Raw genomic sequence first — 19,000 nt, 5'->3', positions numbered from 1 at the left:
AACATTCGTGGCTCGGCGGCATGGAGCATTGGCCCTTCCCCCGTTCGTGCTGACCGAAGACGAAGCACAGGTAAGTCCAAGGCCTTTCGATTGCGCTCAGGGCGAACGGTCGGCGGTGGGTCGATCTCGGCCCGCCCTGCTCCAGTCCTTATCGTTCCTCAAATGTTCCACGTGAAACATTCGTCCTCGGTTGTCGCCTAGGCGCAGGCTGGGGGCCTCGTGCGGCTCTTGCCCAAAGCCGTAACGAGACGATCCCAGCTTTGTCTGGGATAACGCGCAGTTCGGTACGGATGGACCGCGATCCGATCGGTCTCGCTACCCCCTCACCGCCGCTTCGGACGTCTCCGCAACCCCAGCGCCACCAGCGCCGCGCCCAGCACCGCGGCCGCCCCGATCCACGCCCACGGCCCCCGCGCCGCCCGCGCCACGCTGGCCCGCTCCGCCCGCGCCGGGGTTGCCGTGCCGGTATCGTCCGCGACCTTCACCGTCGCGCCGCGGCCGCGGCCGGCGAAGCGCAGCGTCCAGTCCGGTGCATGGCCGCCCGGCCAGTCGATCCGCCGCAAGGGCGCGCCGTTCACCAGCGGCCGGGCGGCGAGCAGCACCGCGGTCAGCGGCAGCACCGGCAGTGGCGGCCGCGCTGCCGCATCCTGCGGGTCGCCCGGCTCGACATCCAGCACCGCCGCGGTCGGCGGGTCGAGATAGATCAGGCTGCCGTCGGTCGCTTCCACGGTCACCGGCGCGCGGCCGTCGGGCAGGGTCAGCCGGGCAAGACCCGTCCCCGCCGGCAAGGCCCGCGCGGCGGCATCGGCATAGCTGTCGAGCGGCAGCAGCCCTGTCCCGCTGACCCGGTGGCGCGCCGGATGGATCCAGGGGTCGGCGACGCCGCTCGTCCACAGGGCCGCGGCGGCGGCGATGAACAGGATGAGGAGGCCGAGCCGCTTCATTTCCGCGCGCCTGCCGCCGCGGCGCGGGCGCGTCAATCGGGTTCGGGTGCTGCGGCCGCGAAGCGCGTCAGGCGTCCGCCCAGCGGCGCAGGAGATTGTGGTAGACGCCGGTCAGCTGCACCACCGCCGCATCGCCCTGGCCGCGATCGGCGGCGACCGTCTGGATCGCGCGGTCGAGCTCGAACAGCGTCCGCCGCTCGCCGTCGTCGCGGACCATCGACTGCATCCACATGAAGCTGGCGGTGCGCACGCCGCGCGTGACGGGCGTCACGCGATGCAGGCTGGAGGCGGGATAGAGGATCAAGTGGCCGGCCGGCAGCTTGACCGTCTGCGGGCCGAACTGGTCCTCGATCACCAGCTCGCCGCCGTCATAGGCGGCGGGATCGTCGAGGAAGAGCGTGGCGGACAGGTCGGACCGGATGCGGAAGTCGGTGCCGCGCTTCATCCGGATCGCATTGTCGACGTGCAGCCCGAAGCCGTGCCCCGCGCCATAGCGGTTGAACAGCGGCGGATAGAGTTTGAGCGGCAGCGCGGCGGCGACGAACAGCGGGCTGCGCCCGAGCGCGTCGAGGATGATCCCGCCCGCCTCGCGCGCGGCCGGCGCATCCTCGGGCAGCTGCTCGTTGCGCTTGGCGAGCGCCGCCTGCGGGCCGGAGGTGACGTTGCCGTCCACCCAGTCGGCAGGATCGATCAGCGCGCGCACCCGCCCCAGTGCGGCGGCGTCGAGCACGTCGGGAATGGCGATCAGCATCGGACCGTGGCTCCATCGTCTCCTGCCCGCCTGGCCGGGGAAGGCGGCGGGCAGGAGTAGCAGAGCCTCAGAAGCTGTAGAACAGGCTGAACACCGCCTGCCGCCGGTCGCCGGGCATCGCCCAGCCGCCGGTGACGACGCCGGTGGTCGCGTTGATGTTGTTGCGGACGTTGGTGAGGTATTTCGCGTCGGTCAGGTTCTGGATGTTGAGCTGCGCGGTCCAGCCCCGGCCGAAGCTGTAGGCCAGATAGGCGCGGTGGATCAGATAGTCGTCGGTCCGCAGCTGCGTGGCCGTGGCCAGGGTCGGCACATAGGTGGCGAACGACCCCTGATAGGTCAGGCCGTAGCCGACCTCCAGGCCGAAGGGCAGGCGATAGGTGGTGAACAGGCTGCCCGAATGGCTGGGCGTCTGGACCAGCCGGGCGCCGCGCTGCGGATCAGGATTGGCGGCGCTGTTGCCGCATCCGCTTGCTCCCGGTCTGGCGAGGCAGAAGTCGGAGACCGACTGGACGACCTGGCCGTCGAGATAGGTGTAGTTGGCGAAGATCGACCAGGCCGGGGTGATGTTGCCCGACGCGCCCAATGCGATGCCCTCCACCCGGCTGCGCCCGTCGAGCACCTGCACGGTCGGCAGCAGCGGGTCGTTGGACGGCACGCGATAGTTGGTCCGCTCGTTGCGGAACAGCGCCGCGGTCAGCTCCAGTTTGCGGCCGAACAGCCCCGCCTTCGCCCCGACCTCGTAGTTGCGCGCGGTCTCCGGCGCGACAGCGCAGGTGTCGGTCACGATCGCGTTGGAGACGCTGACGCAGCCGGCGCGCACGCTGGCGGAGGAGGGGGTCCTGGCATTGCCATAGCCGGCATAGACGCTGACATCGGTCACCGGGTGCCAGACCGCGCCGATCCGGTAGGAGAAGAGCCGCTCGCGGTTGATCTGCGGTCGCTGGAGCGCCGCGGCGGGCTGGGTGACGCCGGGGGCGAGCACGGTCAGCGGCAGGGCGCGGAAATCGGTCTTCTGATATTCCCAGCGCACCCCGCCGTTCAACTCGAACGCGCGGCCCAGCTCCAGCGTATCGAAGGCGTAGACGGCGACATTCTCGCTCGTCGCGCGCGACTGGGCGGTGGTGACGGAGCGGATCGTGCCGCGATAGACGGTTTCCGGGTTGCTGATCGACAGGAAGGGCAGCGGCGCGGTCGCCGAGCCGTCGGCGTTGCGCAGCAGCGAGCCGGTGGTGATGTCGTAATCCTCCACCATCGCCTGCATGCCGATATCGGCGACGTTGCGGATGCCGCCCTTCTGCCCATGTTCCAGCCGGATATCGGTCTGGTTGGCGAAGAGCTGGTTGAGCTGGTCGCGGACATAGCCGCGCGGTCCGGAGGGGAGCCACTGGCCGGCCGGCACGGTGACGGTCGCGCCGTTGACGCTGGTGGTGCAGGCCAGGCCGCGCGGGTCGCTGGCGCTGGTCGCGACCGGCTGGCGGCCGGTGCCGGCGAGGCAGAAGGTGCCCTGCGGCGCGCTGGTGACGCTATACTGGCCGACGCGCTGCCAGCGGGTGAGGTTGCGCACCGACAGATGCTCGTCGACCTGATGCCGCAGCGTCGCGGTCAGCCGGTCGACGGTGATCCGCTGCCGGTCGAGGTTGCTGTAGCCGTAATAGTCGCTGCGATCCGACCCGGTGATCAGCCCGCCGACCAGCGCATTGTTGAAATAGGGAATGCCGTAGAGCGGCGTATTGTCGTCGCGCTGGTGGACATAGGCGAGGGTCAGGCTGGTCGGCCCGTCGATCCCGATCGTCACCGCGGGGGCGATGCCCCAGCGCTCGTATTTCTCCACGTCGCGGCCGGGCACGTCGTTGTGGTGATAGGCGGCGTTGAGGCGTACCGCGATCAGGTCCGACACGCGCGCATTGCTGTCGAGCGAGGCGCGGTAATAGGCGTCGGTGCCGATCGCCGCCTGCGCGACCGTCAGATCCTCCTTGCGCGGCTCCTTGGTGACGAGGTTGATCGTGCCGCCGACGCTGCCCGATCCGTTGAACACCGAATTGGCGCCGTTATACACCTCGATCTGCTGCAGGTTGAACGGATCGGTGCGGCTGTACTGTGCGCTGTCGCGGATGCCGTCGATAGTGATGTCGGTATTGGCCGAATAGCCGCGCAGGTTGATGCTGTCGCCATAGCCGCCGCCGCCCTCGCCCGCGCCGAAGGTGATCCCCGGAATGATCTGGAGCGCGTCGCGCAGCGTCTGGAGGTTCTGCTTGCGCAGCACCTGATCGGAGATGACCGTGACGGTCTGGGGCGTGTCGAGCAGCGCCGCCGTCGCCTTGGGGCTTTCGACCGCCGCGGGCATCGCTTCCGCCGTCGCGGTGACGACGATGTCGTCGCGGCCGAGGTCCCGCCGGCCGTCCTGGGCCCGCGCCTCCGGATCGCTCGTGGCGGCCAGCGGCGCACCGGCGGGCGCTGCCGCGGCGGGCGCGGTGACGATGAAGCCGACGCACGACAGCGCGAGAAAGGATGCGGACGACGATGCCATGATGAACCCCCTTGTTCTTATGGGGGCTCAGCTATTGAGAGTCGTTCTCACTGTCAATGCTATTGCGAGCGACTTGCATCATTGTCGCAAATGTACTGCGCGAACAGCCAGCTGCGCAGCGCGCTGGCGAGATTGGGAGGCTCCGCTTCGGCGATCCGCAGCGCGTCGATCTGGGCGACGAGCGCCGACAGGGGGAGGACGCGCTCCGCCGCCGCCCGCTCGAGCGCGTTCCAGAACAGCGGCTCGAGGCTGATCGACGTCTGGTGTCCGGCGATGGTGATCGAGCGCTTGACCGGCCCCTCGAACCCGCCGGGCGGGGCGGTGACGCGCGTCGCGCTCAGCGGTTGGTCCTGAGCCGCAGCGCGACCGAGCGGGCATGGGCGGGCAGCCCCTCCGCCTCCGCCAGCGCGATCGTCGCGGGGCCGAGTTCGGCGAGCGCCGTCTCGTCCAGTCCCAGGAAGCTGGTCCGCTTCATGAAGTCGAGCACCGACAGACCGCTGGCGAAGCGCGCGCGCCGGCCGGTGGGCAGGACGTGATTGGGGCCGGCGACATAGTCCCCGATCGCCTCCGGCGTATGCCGGCCGAGGAAGACGCTGCCGGCATGGCGCACCCGCGCGAACAGCGCATCGGGATCGTCGACCGCGAGCTGGAGATGCTCGGCGGCGAGGCGGTCGACCAGCGGCATCGCCTCCGCGAGCGACGGCACGACGACGATCGCGCCGTTCGCCTCCCATGCCGCGCGCGCGACCGATCCGGTGGCGAGCGTGCCCAGCTGCCGCTCCACCGCCGCCGCGACCGCATCGGCGAATCCGGCATCGTCGGTGAACAGGATCGACTGGGTGACGACGTCGTGCTCGGCCTGGCTCAGCAGGTCGGCGGCGATCCATTCGGGGTCGTTCGCGCCGTCGGCGACGACGACGATCTCCGACGGCCCCGCCACCATGTCGATACCGACCACGCCGTAGAGCTGGCGCTTGGCCTCCGCGACCCAGGCATTGCCGGGGCCGGTGACGACGTCCACCGGTGCGATCGGCCCTGCGCCATAGGCGAGCGCGGCGACCGCCTGTGCGCCGCCGACGCGCCACACCTCGTCCACCCCGGCCAGATGCGCGGCGGCGAGGACGAGCGGGTTGATCTGCCCGTCCGGGGTCGGCGTCACCATCGCCAGCCGCTCGACCCCGGCGACCTTGGCGGGGATGGCATTCATCAGCAGCGAGGAAGGATAGGCGGCCCGGCCGCCCGGGACATAGAGGCCCGCGGCATCCACCGGCCGCCACCGAGCACCGAGCCGCACGCCCGCCGCGTCTCGCCAGTCGCTGTCGGCGGGCCGCTGCTTCTCGTGATAGGCGCGGATACGCGCGGCGGCGAGGTCGAGCGCGGTGCGCAGCCCCGGCTCCAGCGCGTCATAGGCGGCGGCGCAGTCGGCGCGGTCGATCGCCCAGCCCGTCGTCGCCAGATCGTGCCGGTCGAGCCGCAGCGTCAGCGCCTCGACCGCCGCGGCGCCGCGCGCGCGCACCTCGGCGATGATCGCGGCGACGTCGCGCGTCACGTCCGCAGAGGATTCGCGGCGGGCATCGACCAGCGCGGCGAAGGCCCCGGCAAAGCCGGCGGCCGCGGCGTTCAGCCGGATCATGCCGCCGCCTGCCGCCCGGCGACGGCGCGGCGGAAGGCCTCGACCAGGGGCACCACGTCGCCGCGGGTCTTCATCGCCGCGCGGTTGACGACCAGCCGGCTGGTCACGTCCATGATCCGCTCGACCTCGACCAGCCCGTTCTCCTTGAGCGTGCGGCCCGAGGAGACGAGGTCGACGATCCGCGGCGCGAGGCCCAGCGTCGGCGCAAGCTCCATCGCGCCGTTCAGCTTGACGCATTCGGCCTGCACGCCGCGCCGGGCGAAATGCGCGGCGGTGACGTGCGGATATTTGGTCGCGACCCGCACATGGCTCCAGCCGCGCGGATCGTCGCGCTCGGCCAGCGCGACCGGCTCGGCGACCGACAGGCGGCAATGGCCGATGGCGAGGTCGACCGGCGCATAGAGCTCCGAATAGTCGAACTCGGCCAGCACGTCCGACCCGACGATCCCCAGCTGCGCCGCGCCGTGCGCGACGAAGGTCGCGACGTCGAAGGCGCGGACGCGGATCAGCTCGATCTGCGGCACGTCGGTGGCGAAGCGGAGCGCCCGGCTGTCCTCGTCCGAAAAGGCGGGCTCCGGCCGCACGCCCGCCGCGGCGAGCAGCGGCAGCGCCTCGGACAGGATACGCCCCTTGGGCACGGCGATGATCAGTGGCGCGGACACGGGCGGTGCCTTAATCCCCGGTTGCTCGGGGTGCAACGGCGCGGAGGAGGCAAGGAATGGCGGACGAGGCAGGCAATCGCGAGGCGTTCCGCATCCAGGCCTATTACTGCCGCCAGATGGATGCGCCCGTCTACGCGCATCTGTGCGACGCGATCGCCGACGGCTTGACCCGCGTCAGCGAGACGGGGCGGCGGGTGCTCGACTGGCCGGGCGAGCCGACCCGCGACGCGCTGCCGCTGCGGCTGGTCGGCGGGCTGCACGCACTGGTGCTGGCGGGGCGCGACGCCGGTCTGGCGGCGGTGTTCGACGGGTCGGTCGACGATCGGGAGGCGATCGCCGCGGTCGTCGACGCCGTGCTGGTGCGCGAGAATGCGGCGCTGCTGCCCTGGCTGGACGGCCCGCCCCAGACCAACGAGCCGGGTCGGTCGGCGGCGCTGATGACCGGGCTGATGGAGGTGGCGCGCGCGCTCGGCCCGAAGCTGGAGCTGCTGGAGATCGGGTCGAGTGCGGGGCTGAACCTGCTGATCGACCGCTATCGCTTCGATCTGGGCGGGACATTGCTGGGGCCGGCGAACGCGCCGGTGACGCTGCGGCCCGCATGGCGCGGGGCCGCGCCGGCGGCGGTGCCGCTGGAGATCGTGTCGGTGCGCGGCTGCGATATCCGCCCGCTCGACGCCACCGATCCGGCGGTCGAGGCGCGGCTGACCGCCTATGTCTGGGCCGAGGCGCCCGAGCGGATGGCGCGCCTGCGCGCCGCGGTCGCGATGCTGCGGGAGCGGGGCGTGCGGCTGGACGCGGCGGATGCCGCCGACTGGGTCGAGGCACGCCTCGCCGAGCCGCAGCCGGCGGGCGTGACGCGGGTGCTGATGCACTCGGTCGTCTGGCAATATCTGCCGCGGGAGAGTGCCGACCGGATCCGGGCGGCGATGGCGCGCGCGGGCGCGGCGGCGACGGCGGATCGCCCGCTCGCCTGGGTGGTGATGGAGCCCGATCGCGCGACCGCGCAGATGCTGGTGCGGGTCCGCTGCTGGCCAGGCGAGGATGCGTGGCAGGTCGTGGCGAGCGCCCATGCGCATGGCGCCTGGATCGAACCGGGCGCGCCGGCGGGGGCGGGCGACTGGATCGCGCTGCCCGATGCGGCGCGGGCGGGGGTGGGGTGACGGCTAGTCCGTGATCCACCGAATTCGAACCGGCGTCATCCCAGCGCAGGCTGGGATCTCCCGGTTAGGGCGCGAGGCAGGAGTCGCAAAAGGCCCCAGCCTGCGCTGGGGCGACGGTTCTAGCCAAGTGGATCAGCCTCAAATCCCCCAGCGCCGCATCGCCGCCAGCACCGCCGCCGGCTCCTGCCACGGCACGAAATGGCCGCCGGCGATCCGCTCGACCGTCAGGTCCGGCACCAGCGCATCCAGCCCCTCCAGCTGCACCGGCAGCAGCGCCTTGTCGTCCGTGCCCCAGACCACCAGCGTTGTCTGCGTGACCGGCGGGAAGGGCGCGTCGAGAAAGGCGGGGCGGGGCGGGGTTTCGTCGGGGGCGGGGACGATGATGCGGCTGGCGCGATACCAGTTGAGCATCGCCGTCATCGCGCCGGGCTGGCTCCATTCGTCGAGATAGGCGGCCTTGTCCTCGCCCGCGATCGCGCTGGTGACGTGCTGGACGAAGGTGGAGGCGAAGAAGCGTTCGAGTCCGCGCCCGGTCAGCCCGGCGTCGATCCCGGTGTCGCGGAAGCGGGTGATATACTGGCTCGCCGCGCGCTGGGCCGGATCGTCGAACAGCGAGCGCTGGAAGACCAGCGGATGCGGCGCGTTGACGATCACCAGCCGCTCGACCCGGTCGGGCCGGCTCAGCGCCGCGGTCCATGCCACCGCGCCACCCCAGTCGTGGCCGACCAGCGTGAACCGGTCGATCCCCAGCGCATCGGCGAGCGCGATCAGGTCGGCGACGATCCGGTCGGGCGCATAGTCCTCGACCGCCGCCGGCTTGGAGGAGCGCGCATAGCCGCGCTGGTCGGGCGCGACGACGCGATGGTCGCGCGCGAGGTCGGGGACGATGTGCCGCCACGTCCGGTGCGATTCGGGGAAGCCGTGGAGCAGGATGACCGCGGGCGCATCCTCCGGGCCGGCCAGCTCGACGTCGAGGTCGACGCCCGTGGACAGCGACAGACGGGTCAGCGGCATCGCGTATCCTCCAGCATCTGCGCCAGATCGGCGGGGAAGATCGCCTCCGGCCAGTCGGCCAGCTCCGCGGGCGCGAACCAGCGCCAGCTGTGCAGCACGCGGCGCTCCAGCTCGGTCAGCGCGCCCGCGGCGATGTCGCAGGCGTCCATGTCGATGCGGAAATAGCGTTCGTCGGCATCGACCTCGACCCCCTCGAAGGTGGTGAACTGCGCCTGCCGCCGCGCCACCTGCGGGCCGCAATCGAGGATGAGGCCCGTCTCCTCCCACAGCTCGCGCGCGGCGGCCGCTTCGTAGCTCTCGCCCGGATCGACCGCGCCGCCGGGCGTGCACCAGAGCGGCGGGCGGTCGGAGGGGGTGAAGCGCATCAGCAGCACCCGCCCGTCGCGGTCGACCAGCAGGATGCGCGCCGCCGGGCGCGGCTGGAGCGCGGTGGCGGCGGTCATGCGGCGTCGAGCTCCGGATAGTGGCGGAAGATGCCGTCCTCGTTGAAGGGCAGGCGACGCTCGCTCTTGAGATAGGCGCGGATGCCGGGCAGCTCGGCGACCCGGTCGTGCAGCGCGATCAGGGCGGGATAGCGCGGCTCCAGCGCCGCCATCCGCTGCGGGAACATGTAGCGCAGCCCCTCGACCAGCTGGAACAGCGACGTGTCGCCATAGGACCAGCGATGGTCGATCAGCCAGTCGCCCTCCTGAGCGGTCAGCGCGGCTTCGAAATGCGACAGGAATTTGGGCATCCGCTCTTCGCGGAACTGGGCGGCGGCGCGGGCGGCCTCCGGCTTCTGATCGGCGTAATAGGCGCCGGTCGCGACCGGGTGGTGGACGTTGTGCACCTCGGCGACCATGTCGGCGATGGTCAGCTGCAACTGGTTGAGCCGCAGCCGCCCGGCCATGGCGGAGGGGGCGAGATCGTGCCGCTCGCCCAGGTACATCAGGATGTTGGCGACCTGCGCGATCGCGGTCCCGTCGAGCGCCAGATAGGGCGGGGCGAAGGGACGGAGCGCGCCGCGCGCCTCCATGTCGTCGAGCATCGCCTCGGCCCCGTCCTCTCGCGCGCGGTCGCGATAGGCGATTCCGGCGCCCTCCAGCGCCAGCCGGACGAACTCGCCCCGCCCCTGGATGCCGGGCCAGTACCACAGGTCGTAGGCCATGCTATTCCTCTCCCGGCGCGCGGGCGCGGATGGCGAGCGCGTGGATCCGCGTCTCCAACAGATCGGCGAGCGCCCGGTTCACCAGCCGCTGCCGCGCGACGCGCGACTGGCCGGCAAAGGCGGCGCTTTCGACATCGACCGAGAAGTGCGTCTCGCCGGTCCCGTCATCGCCCAGATGGCCGCGATGCTGGGCGCTGTCGTTGGAGACCGACAGGCGGGTGGGGGAAAGGGCGTCGCGCAGGCGGGCGGCGATCACCAGGTCGAGCGGCTCGGTGGAAGGGGCGGACATCGCGCCTATATAGGCGGTTTGGGATCGTTCGGAAAACTGCGTGGCACGTCAATCGGAGAGGAAGGAGCGCCCCGGCCAGCGCTTTCACGGCCGGATGGAGGCGAACGGGCGGATCTGCGCGCATCCGGGTTGCGCCGAGCCGGGCGAGTTCCGCGCGCCGCCGCTGGAGGGCGCGTCCGACGGGGGACCGCCCAATTTCCGCTGGATGTGCCTGGAGCATGTCCGCGCCTTCAACGCGGGCTATAATTTCTTCGACGGCATGACCGCCGAGGAGATCCATCATGCGCAGCGGCCGCTGGCCGGCTGGGAGAGCGAGACGCGCGCCTTCTCCCGTGCGGGCGGCGGCGGGCAGGGGCCGCGCTGGGCCGATTTCGCCGACCCGCTCGACGCGATCGCCGCCCGCTTCCGCCGCGAGCCGGCGGCGGACCGGCCGGACGGCAAGCCGCTGTCGGGGCAGGACCGGGCGAACCTGAAGCTGCTGGGGCTGCCGGCGGACGCGGATCGCTCGGCGCTGCGGAAGCGCTATTCGGAGCTGGTGCGGAAGTACCATCCCGATCGCAACGGCGGGGACCGGAGCCACGAGTCGAAGCTGCAATCGGTGATTGCGGCCTATCAGGCGCTGCGCGGGGCGCCGGCGTTCGCGTGAATCGACTCGGCCACTCTTCCCGTCATCCCCGCGCAGGCGGGGATCCAGAACCTCTGACCTTTGCGAATGATGCGGCAGGCTTCCGCGCGTCTGGATCCCCGCCTTCGCGGGGATGACGGAGGGTTGGTGCGGAGGCCCCGGCCTTCGCCGGGGAGGCAGTAAGAGAAAGTCCTAATCTGACTTAGCCAGCCGCTCCGCCACGGAGGCCAGCTGCGCCGCCGACGTCGTCCAGCCGGCCTCGAAGCCCATCGCCTCGTGCTGCGCCTTCGCCTCGGCGGTCCAGTGGCGGGCCGTGGCGGTGTAGCGGGTGCGGCCGTCCTCCTCGGCGAATTCGTCGATCCGCACCATCATCGGCCCGGCCGGCATCCACCCCGCGGTGAAGGCGTCGGTGGAGACGATGCGGCGTTGCGGCACCACCTCCAGATAGACGCCCTCGAGCGGCATCGACTCGCCGTTAGGGCCATACATGGTCATCGCCGAGCGGCCGCCGGGATGGAGTTCCATCACCGACACCTCGGCCCGCCACGGCACCGGGCAGAACCATTCGCCGAGATGCTCGGTCCAGGCGCGCCAGACCGCCGCGACGGGCGCGTCGATCAGCCGGGTGACCGAAAGTTCGTGGGCTGCCGTTCCGCTCATTCCGTCTCTCCCCGTACCGCCGCCTCGATCGCGGCGATGTCGATCCTGCGCATCCCCATCATCGCCTGGAAGGCGCGCGCCGCGGCGGCGGGATCGGGGTGGCGCAACGCCTCGGTCAGCTGCCGCGGCACGATCTGCCAGGCGACGCCCCAGCGGTCCTTGCACCAGCTGCACGCCATCTCGCTGCCGCCATCGCCGACGATCGCATCCCAGAGCCGGTCGGTCTCCGCCTGATCCTGGGTGTGGATCTGGAAGGAGACGGTGTCGGTCGGCGCGAACTGCGGGCCGGCGTTGAGGGCGAGCATCGGCAGGCCGCAGACGGTGAACTCGACGGTCAGCACCGCGCCCTTCTCGCCCGCCGGATAGTCGCCGGGGGCATGGGTAACGCGGTCGACCCGGCTGTCGGGGAAGGTCGCGGCGTAGAAGCGCGCCGCCTCCTCCGCCGCGCCGTCATAGCAGATGCAGGGGGTGATGCGCGCATCCATCGCTCAGGCCCCCGCCGCGCGCGGCCCGACCAGGCCGATATTGTGGCCGGCCGGGTCGAGGATCAGCGCCGAGTAGCTGCCGCCCGGGATCTCGCCCGGTCCCCAGATCACGGTGCCGCCATGGGCGGTCGTCGCCGCCAGCGCGGCATCGATATCCGCCACCTGCACATACCATTTCCACAGGCGGGGGCGCCGCTGAGCGTGCTCGACATGACCGCGCCGGGTCGCGCCTCGCCATCGCCGATAAAGGCGTATTCGCCCATGTCGCCCATCGGCATCGCCCCGGCCTTCTCCCACCCGAACAGCGCGCCGTAGAAGGCGAAGGCGGCGTCGGGATCGGGGCTGGCCAGTTCGGTCCACACCCCATGGCCGACCGCGCCGGGGTCCAGGCGGAAGGCAGTGGGGGATTCGGCGCTGTCGCCGCTCATCAGGGTGAATGGTACCCCTTGCGGATCGGCGACGGTGGCGAAGCGGCCGACCTGCGGAATGTCCATCGGCCCGAACAGCAAGCGCCCGCCCAGGGCGGTCACCCGCTCGGCCGCGGCATCGACGTCGCGGCTCGCGAAATAGACCGACCAGCCCGGAAAGCCGCCGCCGGGCGGGGGCGCCATGATCCCCGCCACCGCGCCCGTGCCCGCCCCGGCCTCGGCGATCCGGTACCCGCCATGTTCGGCCACGGGCGAGGACGCGATGCGCCAGCCGGCGATCGCGGCGTAGAAGTCGGCCGCCGCAGCGGGATCTTCGGTGGTCAGCTCGAACCAGACAGGCTGGCCGTCACGAACGGTCATGATGTTCCTCCCCTCTTGAGAATGACGACTTGAATTTGACCAAAGCTCTATCCGCTCGCCCTGAGCGCAGTCGAAGGGCCTGAGACTCGCCTGTGCTTCGACTTCGCTCAGCACGAAGGGGCGATGTTGGTTTAGCCCGTCGACTCGGGCGGTTACCGGTCGAGAATGACGGAAAAGCCGCCGAAGATCATCCGCTTGCCATCCCAGGGCGGCGGTGCGGCATCGGCCATGCGGGGGTCGGCCATGATCGCGTTCCAGCCGGCGTCGCGCGCCGCCTTGTCGGGCCATTCGACCCAGCCGAAGCCGACCGCTTCCTCGCCCTCCAGCCGCACCGCGCGCGGGAAGTCGGTCACCACGCCGGGCTGCACGTCATCGGCGAGCGCATCGACCACCCGCACCGCGCCATGATCGAGGAACACCGGTGCGAGCAGGGCGGCATGATCCGCATAGGCAGCGCGGCCCCCGCGGATCGGCATCAGCACGCCGTCGATAAAGCCGGCTCCACCCAACGATCCCGTCTCATGCACCCCGTCGAAGCCGCCATAGACCATCCGCCGCGCATCGAAGGGCATGTCGGCCATCAGCGCTTCCATGCGCGGATCGCTCATGATCTTCGCATTGGTCGCATCGCGCGCGGCACGATCGGGATATTCGAACCAGCTGAAGACGACCGCCTCGCCCTCCTCGGCGGCGACCGCGCCCCACAGGTCGTTGAGCGTGCCGCGCGGCACGTCCTCGCCCCAACTCTCGACAATCCGGGCGACGCCGAACGCCTTGAGCAGCGGCGCGGCGCGTTCGGCATGGGCGCGATAGGCGTCCCGGGCGGCGGACGGTACCGGTGTCAGGAACCCCTCGACATAGGTCATGCTGCGCGCTCCTTTCGCTGGGTCCATGCGGCCGGCGGCTCGCCGGTGAAGCCCGCCAGCTGCGCCGCCAGTGCCCGGCCGAAGGCGGGCCGCGCCTCGCCACGCGCGACATAGGCGGCGAGGTTCGGATGCGCCTCCACCAGACCGCTGCCCGCGGCGATGCGCAGGACGGAGATCATCAGCAGGTCGCCGGCGGTGAATGCCTCACCGTCCAGCCATGTCCGCTCGCCGAGCCGCTGCGACAGGTCGGCAAGCCGGGCTGTTGCGCGCTGCTCGATCGCGGGCAGGCGCGGCGCCGACCAGGGGCGGTCGCGCTCGAAGATGGTCGCGATCGAACGGTCCATCAGCGGCGGCTCGACCGAATTGAGCGCGGCGAACATCCACTCGATCGCCCGGGCGCGCGCCGCGGTGTCCTCCGGCAGCAGCGTGCCCGGATGGCGTTCCGCGATGTGCCACACGATCGCTCCCGATTCGAACAGGACCAGCCCATCCTCCTCATAGGTCGGCACCTGGCCGAAGGGCTGGAGCGCGCGGTGCCCGTCCGCCTTCTGCTCGCCCTGCGCGAGATAGCGCACGTCATAGGGCTGGCCGGCCTCTTCCAGCGCCCAGCGGACGCGCAGGTCGCGCACCTGCCCGCGGGCGAAGGGCGGCACCCAGTCGAAGGCGGTGATGACCGCTGTCATGCCTCCGCTCCCATCGCGATGCTCGCCGCCGCCATGTCCATGTAGAAGGGGCCGAAGCCGTGGCCGTCCGGATCCTCGAAGGCGCGGCTGTACATATAGCCGTGATCCTCCGCCGGATGCGCCTCGCGCCCACCGGCCGCGATCGCCGCCTCGGTGATCCCATCCACCTCGGCCCGGCTGTCGAGCGCCAGCGCGATCAGCACCGCGCTGACCGCATGCGGATCGGCGATCGGCTTGGGGGTGAAGGTCGCGTAGAAATCATGGGCCAGCAGCATGACGTGGATCGTGTCCGACCAGACCATCGCCGAGGCGCGATCATTGGAGAACATCGCGTTCTTCTCGAAGCCGATCGCCGCGTAGAAGGCGGCGGCGCGGTCGACGTCGGTCACCGGCAGGTTCACGAAGATCATCTTGGCCACGGCGCACCCTCTCCCTTGCGACTCGGTATTTGCATGGGATGCTCCGACAGGTTATTGATTGCAACCATGAAGTTAGAAAAAGTAACCGAGGGTACGACGAAGCGACGCTATGACGATGCCTGCGGTACGGCTCTGGCGCTGGAGTTCCTGGGCGAGCGATGGTCGATGCTGGTGCTGCGCGAGCTGATGTTCGGGCCGCGCCGCTTCGGGGCGATCAAGGCGAACCTGCCGGGGATCAGCGCCAACGTGCTGACTCAGCGGCTGGAGGCGATGGAGGCGGCCGGAATCCTCATTCGCCGCAAGCTGGCGCACCCGGCCAACGTGCCGGTCTACGAGCTGACCCGCTGGGGTTATGAGGCGGAGCCGATCGTGCAGGTGATGGGGCGCTGGGCCGCCCGCTCGCGCCGCCACGATCCCTTCGCCTTCATGTCGACCGCCTCGGCGATGCAGTCGCTGCTGGCGCTCGTCGATCGTGCGGGGCTGGCGGACTGGCGCGCGACGATCGGCTTCCGCTTTCCCGATGACGGCTTCCTGCTGCGGATCGCGGAAGGCGACATGACGATCGCGCGCGTGGAAGAGCCGGTCGCCGACACCGTCTTTTCGGGCGATACCATGGCGATGCGCCGAACGATCTACGGCAAGCAGGGCCTCGACGCGGAGGGTCTGCTGGGCCTGCGCGGCGACCCCGAAGTCGCCCGCCGCTTCGTCGACCTGTTCCGCCTGCCGGAGAAGATCGCCTGATCGACGGTTGATGTGCGCCCGGCCGCTATCCTAAGGCGTTGGGCGAGTTCCGAAGGCGAGCCATGACCGACATTCCCAACACCCAGCCCGACAGCCGCGAAACCACGATCCTCGACGCGCCCGACAAGATGGTCGGCGTGCGCGAGCTGTTCGACATCGATATCGACATGCAGGTCCCCGCCTTTTCGGAAGCGGACGAGCGGGTGCCCGACCTCGACCCGGCGTACGTCTTCGATCGCGATACGACGCTGGCGGTGCTGGCGGGCTTTGCGCACAATCGGCGCGTGATGGTGCAGGGCTATCACGGCACCGGCAAGTCGACCCATATCGAGCAGGTCGCGGCACGGCTGAACTGGCCGTGCATCCGCATCAATCTCGATGCGCATATCAGCCGCATCGATTTGATCGGCCGCGACGCGATCGTGCTGCGCGACGGCCAGCAGGTGACCGAGTTTCGCGAGGGGCTGCTGCCCTGGGCGCTCCAGACGCCGACCGCGCTGGTCTTCGACGAATATGACGCCGGCCGCCCCGACGTGATGTTCGTGATCCAGCGCGTGCTGGAGACGGAGGGCAAGCTGACGCTGCTCGACCAGAACCGCGTGATCCGGCCGAGCCCGTGGTTCCGCCTGTTCGCGACCGCCAACACCGTGGGCCTGGGCGACACGAGCGGGCTGTATCACGGCACGCAGCAGATCAACCAGGGCCAGATGGACCGGTGGAACATCGTCGTTACGCTCAACTATCTGCCCGCCGCGGTCGAGGCGCGGATCGTGCTCGCCAAGTCGGGCGAATATGACAAGCCCGATGGCAAGAAGACCGTCGACGCGATGGTCCGCGTCGCCGACCTGACGCGCAAGGGCTTCATCAACGGCGATATCTCGACCGTGATGAGCCCGCGTACGGTGATCACCTGGGCGCAGAACACGCTGATCTTCGGCGATGTCGGCTTCGCCTTCCGCCTGTCGTTCCTCAACAAGTGCGACGAGGCGGAGCGGCCGCTGGTGGCGGAGTATTACCAGCGCGTGTTCGGCAAGGACCTGCCGGAGAGCGTGGCGGCGGGTTGAGGACGAGGATGGACCAAGCTAGTTAGTCCACCAAAGGAGCCGCTGATGGCCGAGGCTGATCCGCAGAAGACGTTCAACGTCCATGAGGCGAAGACGCAGTTCTCGCGCCTGATCGATCGCGCCCATGCGGGCGAGGAGATCATCGTGGCCAAGGACGGCGAGCCGTGGGCGCGGCTGATGCCGATCGAACCGGCGGCGAAGCGCCGGCGGATTCCCGGTCGGTGGCCTGAACTTTCAGCCATCCCCGACTCCGTCTGGTCCAGGCCTCTATCGGACGAAGAACTGACCTTTATCGATGACCGCCCCGAGGCGGAGCGGCGCTGATTGGCCTATCTCCTCGACACGGTCGCCTTGATCCGCTGGTGGAGCGGCGCCGCAAATCTGGGCGACGCGGCGCGGCACGCGATCGAGCAAGAGGATATGCCGGTCCATGTCAGCGCGGTCAGTGTATGGGAAATCGCGAACAAGATCAGGATCGGTAAGCTGGCCGACCTGCCGGGCTTCGACGATCGGTTCTGGGCGATGATCCGGGCAGATGGGTTCACCATGCTCGACATCGGCGCATCCCACGCGATGCGCGCCGGTTATCTTCCCGGCCCGCACCGCGATCCCTTCGACCGCCTGCTTGCGGGACAGGCGCTGGTCGAGGACATGACGGTGCTGACCAACGATGCGGAATTGGCGGCATTCGGCTGCAAGGTGCTTTGGTAATGGCGAATGACACCCCTCTCGACCGGTTCAAGGCGGTGCTCGGCGGCACGGCGCGGGCGCTGGCGGACGAGCCGGAGGTGGAGCTGGCCTATAGTGCCGACGCGCCGGCGCAGTCGGGCAAGCATCTGAAGGTGCCGATGCCGGCGCGCACCCTGCCCGCCGAGCAGGTGGCGGAGGCGCGGGGCTTCGCCGACGGCTTCGCGTTGCGGCTGCGGCTCCACGATGCGGTGCTCCACCAGCGCGCGGCGCCGGTCGATCCGGTGGCGCGCGCCGTCTATGACGCGGTCGAGACGGCGCGGGTCGAGGCGCTGGGCAGCCGCGGCTATGCCGGGATCGGCGACAATCTGGCGCAGGCGCTGGAGGTGCGCACGAAAACGGATCCGATCGCGCGGGCGCGCAACCGGGCGGAGGTGCCGCTGTCGACCGCGCTCGGCCTGCTCGCGCGCGAGGCGCTGACCGGGCGCGCGTCGCCACAGGCGGCGGAGGCGGGGCTGTCGCTGGTGCGCGACTGGGTGGCGCAGCGGACGGACCTCTCGGCGCTGGCGCTGGCGCTCGACGACCAGCGCGCCTTCCAGTCGCTGGCCGCCAAGATGCTCGCCGAGCTCGAGCTGGTCGAGGGCGAGCAGCAGCCCGACGAGACCGACGAGGGCGGCGAGGAGGATGCCGCCGAGGACGAAGGCAGCGAAGGCGAGAGCGACGACGCGGCCGAAGGCGGCGCGGCGGAGGGCGAGGTCGAGGCGCGCGGCGAGGAGCGGCGCAGCGAGGACGAGCAGGGCGAGGGCGAGGAGTTCGACCAGGACGCCGACAGCGACATGGACGGCGAGCCCGGCGACGAGGGCGACGAGGGGATGCAGCCGGTCCGCCCGCCGCGGCCGCGCGACGACCTGTCGCCGCAGTTCGACTACAAGCCGTGGACGACCCAGTTCGACGAGGTGGTGACCGCCACCGACCTGTGCGACGCCGACGAGCTGGCGCGGCTGCGCGGCTATCTCGACCAGCAGCTGGCGCATCTGCAATCGGCGGTGTCGAAACTGGCCAACCGGCTCCAGCGCCGGCTGATGGCGCAGCAGAACCGGTCTTGGGACTTCGACCAGGAAGAAGGGCTGCTCGACGCCGCCCGGCTGGCGCGCGTGATCGTCAGCCCCGGCCAGTCGCTGTCCTACAAGGTCGAGCGGGACACCGATTTCCGCGATACGGTCGTCACGCTGCTGATCGACAATTCGGGCTCGATGCGCGGCCGGCCCATCTCGATCGCCGCGATCAGCGCCGACATCCTCGCGCGCACGCTCGAGCGGTGCGGGGTGAAGACGGAGATCCTGGGCTTCACTACCCGCGCGTGGAAGGGCGGGCAGAGCCGCGAGACGTGGCTGGCGGCGGGTCGGCCGCAACAGCCCGGCCGGCTCAACGACATCCGCCACATCGTCTACAAACAGGCGGACGAACCGTGGCGGCGCGCGCGGCAGAATCTCGGGCTCATGATGCGCGAAGGGCTGCTGAAGGAGAATATCGACGGCGAGGCGCTGCTCTGGGCGCACAACCGGCTGATCGCGCGGCCCGAGGAGCGGCGCATCCTGATGGTCATCAGCGACGGCGCGCCGGTCGACGACTCGACCCTGTCGGTCAATTCCGGCAGCTATCTGGAGCGTCACCTGCGCCAGGTGATCGGCTGGATCGAGCAGCGTAGCCCGGTCGAGCTGATCGCGATCGGCATCGGCCACGACGTGACGCGCTACTATGCGCGGGCGGTGACGATCATGGACGCCGAGCAGCTGGGCGGCACGATCATGGAGCAGTTGGCGAGCCTGTTCGAGCAGGAGTAGACGGCGGGAGT

24 protein-coding genes are annotated in these 19,000 nt (G+C 70.4%); 7 read left to right on the top strand and 17 right to left on the bottom strand.

What is annotated here, in order from left to right:
- Positions 1–323: 323 nt before the first annotated feature.
- The 6 genes from IEX18_RS08600 to hisG all read right to left on the bottom strand — a co-directional run bounded on the left by IEX18_RS08600 (position 324) and on the right by hisG (position 6,517).
- Positions 324–944 carry a hypothetical protein gene (locus tag IEX18_RS08600; protein ID WP_188658301.1) on the bottom strand — a complete coding sequence of 207 codons (621 nt, stop codon included), beginning with the start codon at positions 942–944 and terminating at the stop codon, positions 324–326.
- A 67-nt stretch (positions 945–1,011) separates the two neighbouring features.
- The gene (locus tag IEX18_RS08595) at positions 1,012–1,695 is read right to left on the bottom strand and encodes a Fe2+-dependent dioxygenase (RefSeq protein WP_188658300.1); all 684 of its coding nucleotides are present in this window, start codon (positions 1,693–1,695) and stop codon (positions 1,012–1,014) included.
- 67 nt (positions 1,696–1,762) lie between these two features.
- Entirely contained in the window at positions 1,763–4,222 is a 2,460-nt protein-coding gene (locus tag IEX18_RS08590) for a TonB-dependent receptor (RefSeq protein ID WP_188658299.1), read from the bottom strand.
- Between the two features lie 59 nt (positions 4,223–4,281).
- The gene (locus IEX18_RS08585) at positions 4,282–4,563 is read right to left on the bottom strand and encodes a ribbon-helix-helix domain-containing protein (RefSeq protein WP_188658661.1); all 282 of its coding nucleotides are present in this window, start codon (positions 4,561–4,563) and stop codon (positions 4,282–4,284) included.
- A complete protein-coding gene (hisD, locus tag IEX18_RS08580) occupies positions 4,560–5,855 on the bottom strand; it encodes a histidinol dehydrogenase (protein WP_188658298.1) in 1,296 nt (431 codons plus the stop codon). The genes IEX18_RS08585 and hisD overlap by 4 nt, the downstream gene beginning before the upstream one ends.
- The gene (gene hisG / locus IEX18_RS08575) at positions 5,852–6,517 is read right to left on the bottom strand and encodes an ATP phosphoribosyltransferase (RefSeq protein ID WP_188658297.1); all 666 of its coding nucleotides are present in this window, start codon (positions 6,515–6,517) and stop codon (positions 5,852–5,854) included. The genes hisD and hisG overlap by 4 nt, the downstream gene beginning before the upstream one ends.
- A 56-nt stretch (positions 6,518–6,573) precedes the next feature.
- On the opposite strand from hisG, the gene IEX18_RS08570 reads away from it, so the two are divergent.
- Positions 6,574–7,677 carry a DUF2332 domain-containing protein gene (locus IEX18_RS08570; protein WP_188658296.1) on the top strand — a complete coding sequence of 368 codons (1,104 nt, stop codon included), beginning with the start codon at positions 6,574–6,576 and terminating at the stop codon, positions 7,675–7,677.
- Positions 7,678–7,815: 138 nt separating this feature from the next.
- Here the strand turns inward: IEX18_RS08570 and IEX18_RS08565 are convergent, their stop codons facing one another.
- The 4 genes from IEX18_RS08565 to IEX18_RS08550 are packed head-to-tail and all read right to left on the bottom strand — an operon-like array spanning position 7,816 to position 10,127.
- Positions 7,816–8,691, bottom strand: coding sequence for an alpha/beta fold hydrolase (locus IEX18_RS08565; RefSeq protein WP_188658295.1), 876 nt, complete (start codon positions 8,689–8,691; stop codon positions 7,816–7,818).
- A complete protein-coding gene (locus IEX18_RS08560) occupies positions 8,682–9,134 on the bottom strand; it encodes an NUDIX hydrolase (protein ID WP_188658294.1) in 453 nt (150 codons plus the stop codon). Before IEX18_RS08560 ends, IEX18_RS08565 begins: the two co-directional genes overlap by 10 nt.
- Entirely contained in the window at positions 9,131–9,838 is a 708-nt protein-coding gene (locus IEX18_RS08555) for a glutathione S-transferase (protein ID WP_188658293.1), read from the bottom strand. The genes IEX18_RS08560 and IEX18_RS08555 overlap by 4 nt, the downstream gene beginning before the upstream one ends.
- A gap of 1 nt (position 9,839) precedes the next feature.
- Positions 9,840–10,127 carry a BolA family protein gene (locus tag IEX18_RS08550; protein WP_188658292.1) on the bottom strand — a complete coding sequence of 96 codons (288 nt, stop codon included), beginning with the start codon at positions 10,125–10,127 and terminating at the stop codon, positions 9,840–9,842.
- A gap of 94 nt (positions 10,128–10,221) precedes the next feature.
- Between IEX18_RS08550 and IEX18_RS08545 the strand changes: the two genes are divergently transcribed.
- Positions 10,222–10,773 (top strand): J domain-containing protein, encoded by a 552-nt coding sequence (locus IEX18_RS08545; protein WP_188658660.1) that lies wholly within the window; start codon positions 10,222–10,224, stop codon positions 10,771–10,773.
- Positions 10,774–10,944: 171 nt separating this feature from the next.
- On the opposite strand, the gene IEX18_RS08540 is transcribed toward IEX18_RS08545, so the two are convergent.
- The 7 genes from IEX18_RS08540 to IEX18_RS08515 all read right to left on the bottom strand — a co-directional run bounded on the left by IEX18_RS08540 (position 10,945) and on the right by IEX18_RS08515 (position 14,644).
- Complete coding sequence (locus tag IEX18_RS08540; RefSeq protein WP_188658291.1) at positions 10,945–11,412, bottom strand: SRPBCC family protein; 468 nt, start codon at positions 11,410–11,412, stop codon at positions 10,945–10,947.
- Positions 11,409–11,897 carry a VOC family protein gene (locus IEX18_RS08535; RefSeq protein ID WP_188658290.1) on the bottom strand — a complete coding sequence of 163 codons (489 nt, stop codon included), beginning with the start codon at positions 11,895–11,897 and terminating at the stop codon, positions 11,409–11,411. Before IEX18_RS08535 ends, IEX18_RS08540 begins: the two co-directional genes overlap by 4 nt.
- 3 nt (positions 11,898–11,900) lie before the next feature.
- Entirely contained in the window at positions 11,901–12,059 is a 159-nt protein-coding gene (locus IEX18_RS18590; protein ID WP_229664456.1) for a VOC family protein, read from the bottom strand.
- A complete protein-coding gene (locus tag IEX18_RS08530) occupies positions 12,005–12,685 on the bottom strand; it encodes a VOC family protein (RefSeq protein ID WP_229664455.1) in 681 nt (226 codons plus the stop codon). Before IEX18_RS08530 ends, IEX18_RS18590 begins: the two co-directional genes overlap by 55 nt.
- Positions 12,686–12,837: 152 nt before the next feature.
- The gene (locus IEX18_RS08525) at positions 12,838–13,551 is read right to left on the bottom strand and encodes a DUF1428 domain-containing protein (protein ID WP_188658289.1); all 714 of its coding nucleotides are present in this window, start codon (positions 13,549–13,551) and stop codon (positions 12,838–12,840) included.
- Positions 13,548–14,234: a glutathione S-transferase family protein gene (locus IEX18_RS08520; protein ID WP_188658288.1), complete on the bottom strand. Its 687-nt coding sequence runs from the start codon at positions 14,232–14,234 to the stop codon at positions 13,548–13,550. The genes IEX18_RS08525 and IEX18_RS08520 overlap by 4 nt, the downstream gene beginning before the upstream one ends.
- Positions 14,231–14,644: a VOC family protein gene (locus IEX18_RS08515; protein WP_308419339.1), complete on the bottom strand. Its 414-nt coding sequence runs from the start codon at positions 14,642–14,644 to the stop codon at positions 14,231–14,233. The genes IEX18_RS08520 and IEX18_RS08515 overlap by 4 nt, the downstream gene beginning before the upstream one ends.
- 75 nt (positions 14,645–14,719) lie before the next feature.
- On the opposite strand from IEX18_RS08515, the gene IEX18_RS08510 reads away from it, so the two are divergent.
- The 5 genes from IEX18_RS08510 to cobT all read left to right on the top strand — a co-directional run bounded on the left by IEX18_RS08510 (position 14,720) and on the right by cobT (position 18,989).
- A complete protein-coding gene (locus IEX18_RS08510) occupies positions 14,720–15,394 on the top strand; it encodes a winged helix-turn-helix transcriptional regulator (RefSeq protein ID WP_188658286.1) in 675 nt (224 codons plus the stop codon).
- Positions 15,395–15,456: 62 nt separating this feature from the next.
- Positions 15,457–16,458, top strand: coding sequence for a cobaltochelatase subunit CobS (gene cobS / locus IEX18_RS08505; protein ID WP_188658285.1), 1,002 nt, complete (start codon positions 15,457–15,459; stop codon positions 16,456–16,458).
- A gap of 45 nt (positions 16,459–16,503) precedes the next feature.
- Entirely contained in the window at positions 16,504–16,782 is a 279-nt protein-coding gene (locus IEX18_RS08500) for a type II toxin-antitoxin system Phd/YefM family antitoxin (protein ID WP_188658284.1), read from the top strand.
- A complete protein-coding gene (locus IEX18_RS08495; protein ID WP_188658283.1) occupies positions 16,783–17,169 on the top strand; it encodes a type II toxin-antitoxin system VapC family toxin in 387 nt (128 codons plus the stop codon).
- On the top strand, positions 17,169–18,989 hold the full coding sequence (gene cobT / locus IEX18_RS08490; protein WP_188658282.1) for a cobaltochelatase subunit CobT: 1,821 nt from the start codon (positions 17,169–17,171) through the stop codon (positions 18,987–18,989). The genes IEX18_RS08495 and cobT overlap by 1 nt, the downstream gene beginning before the upstream one ends.
- The last annotated feature ends 11 nt before the right edge of the window (positions 18,990–19,000 follow it).

It is taken from the genome of Sphingomonas metalli, from assembly GCF_014641735.1.
GTDB lineage: Bacteria > Pseudomonadota > Alphaproteobacteria > Sphingomonadales > Sphingomonadaceae > Sphingomonas > Sphingomonas metalli.
The sequence above is the reverse complement of the archived record's forward strand: the minus strand, read 5'-3'. Positions and strand labels throughout refer to the sequence as shown.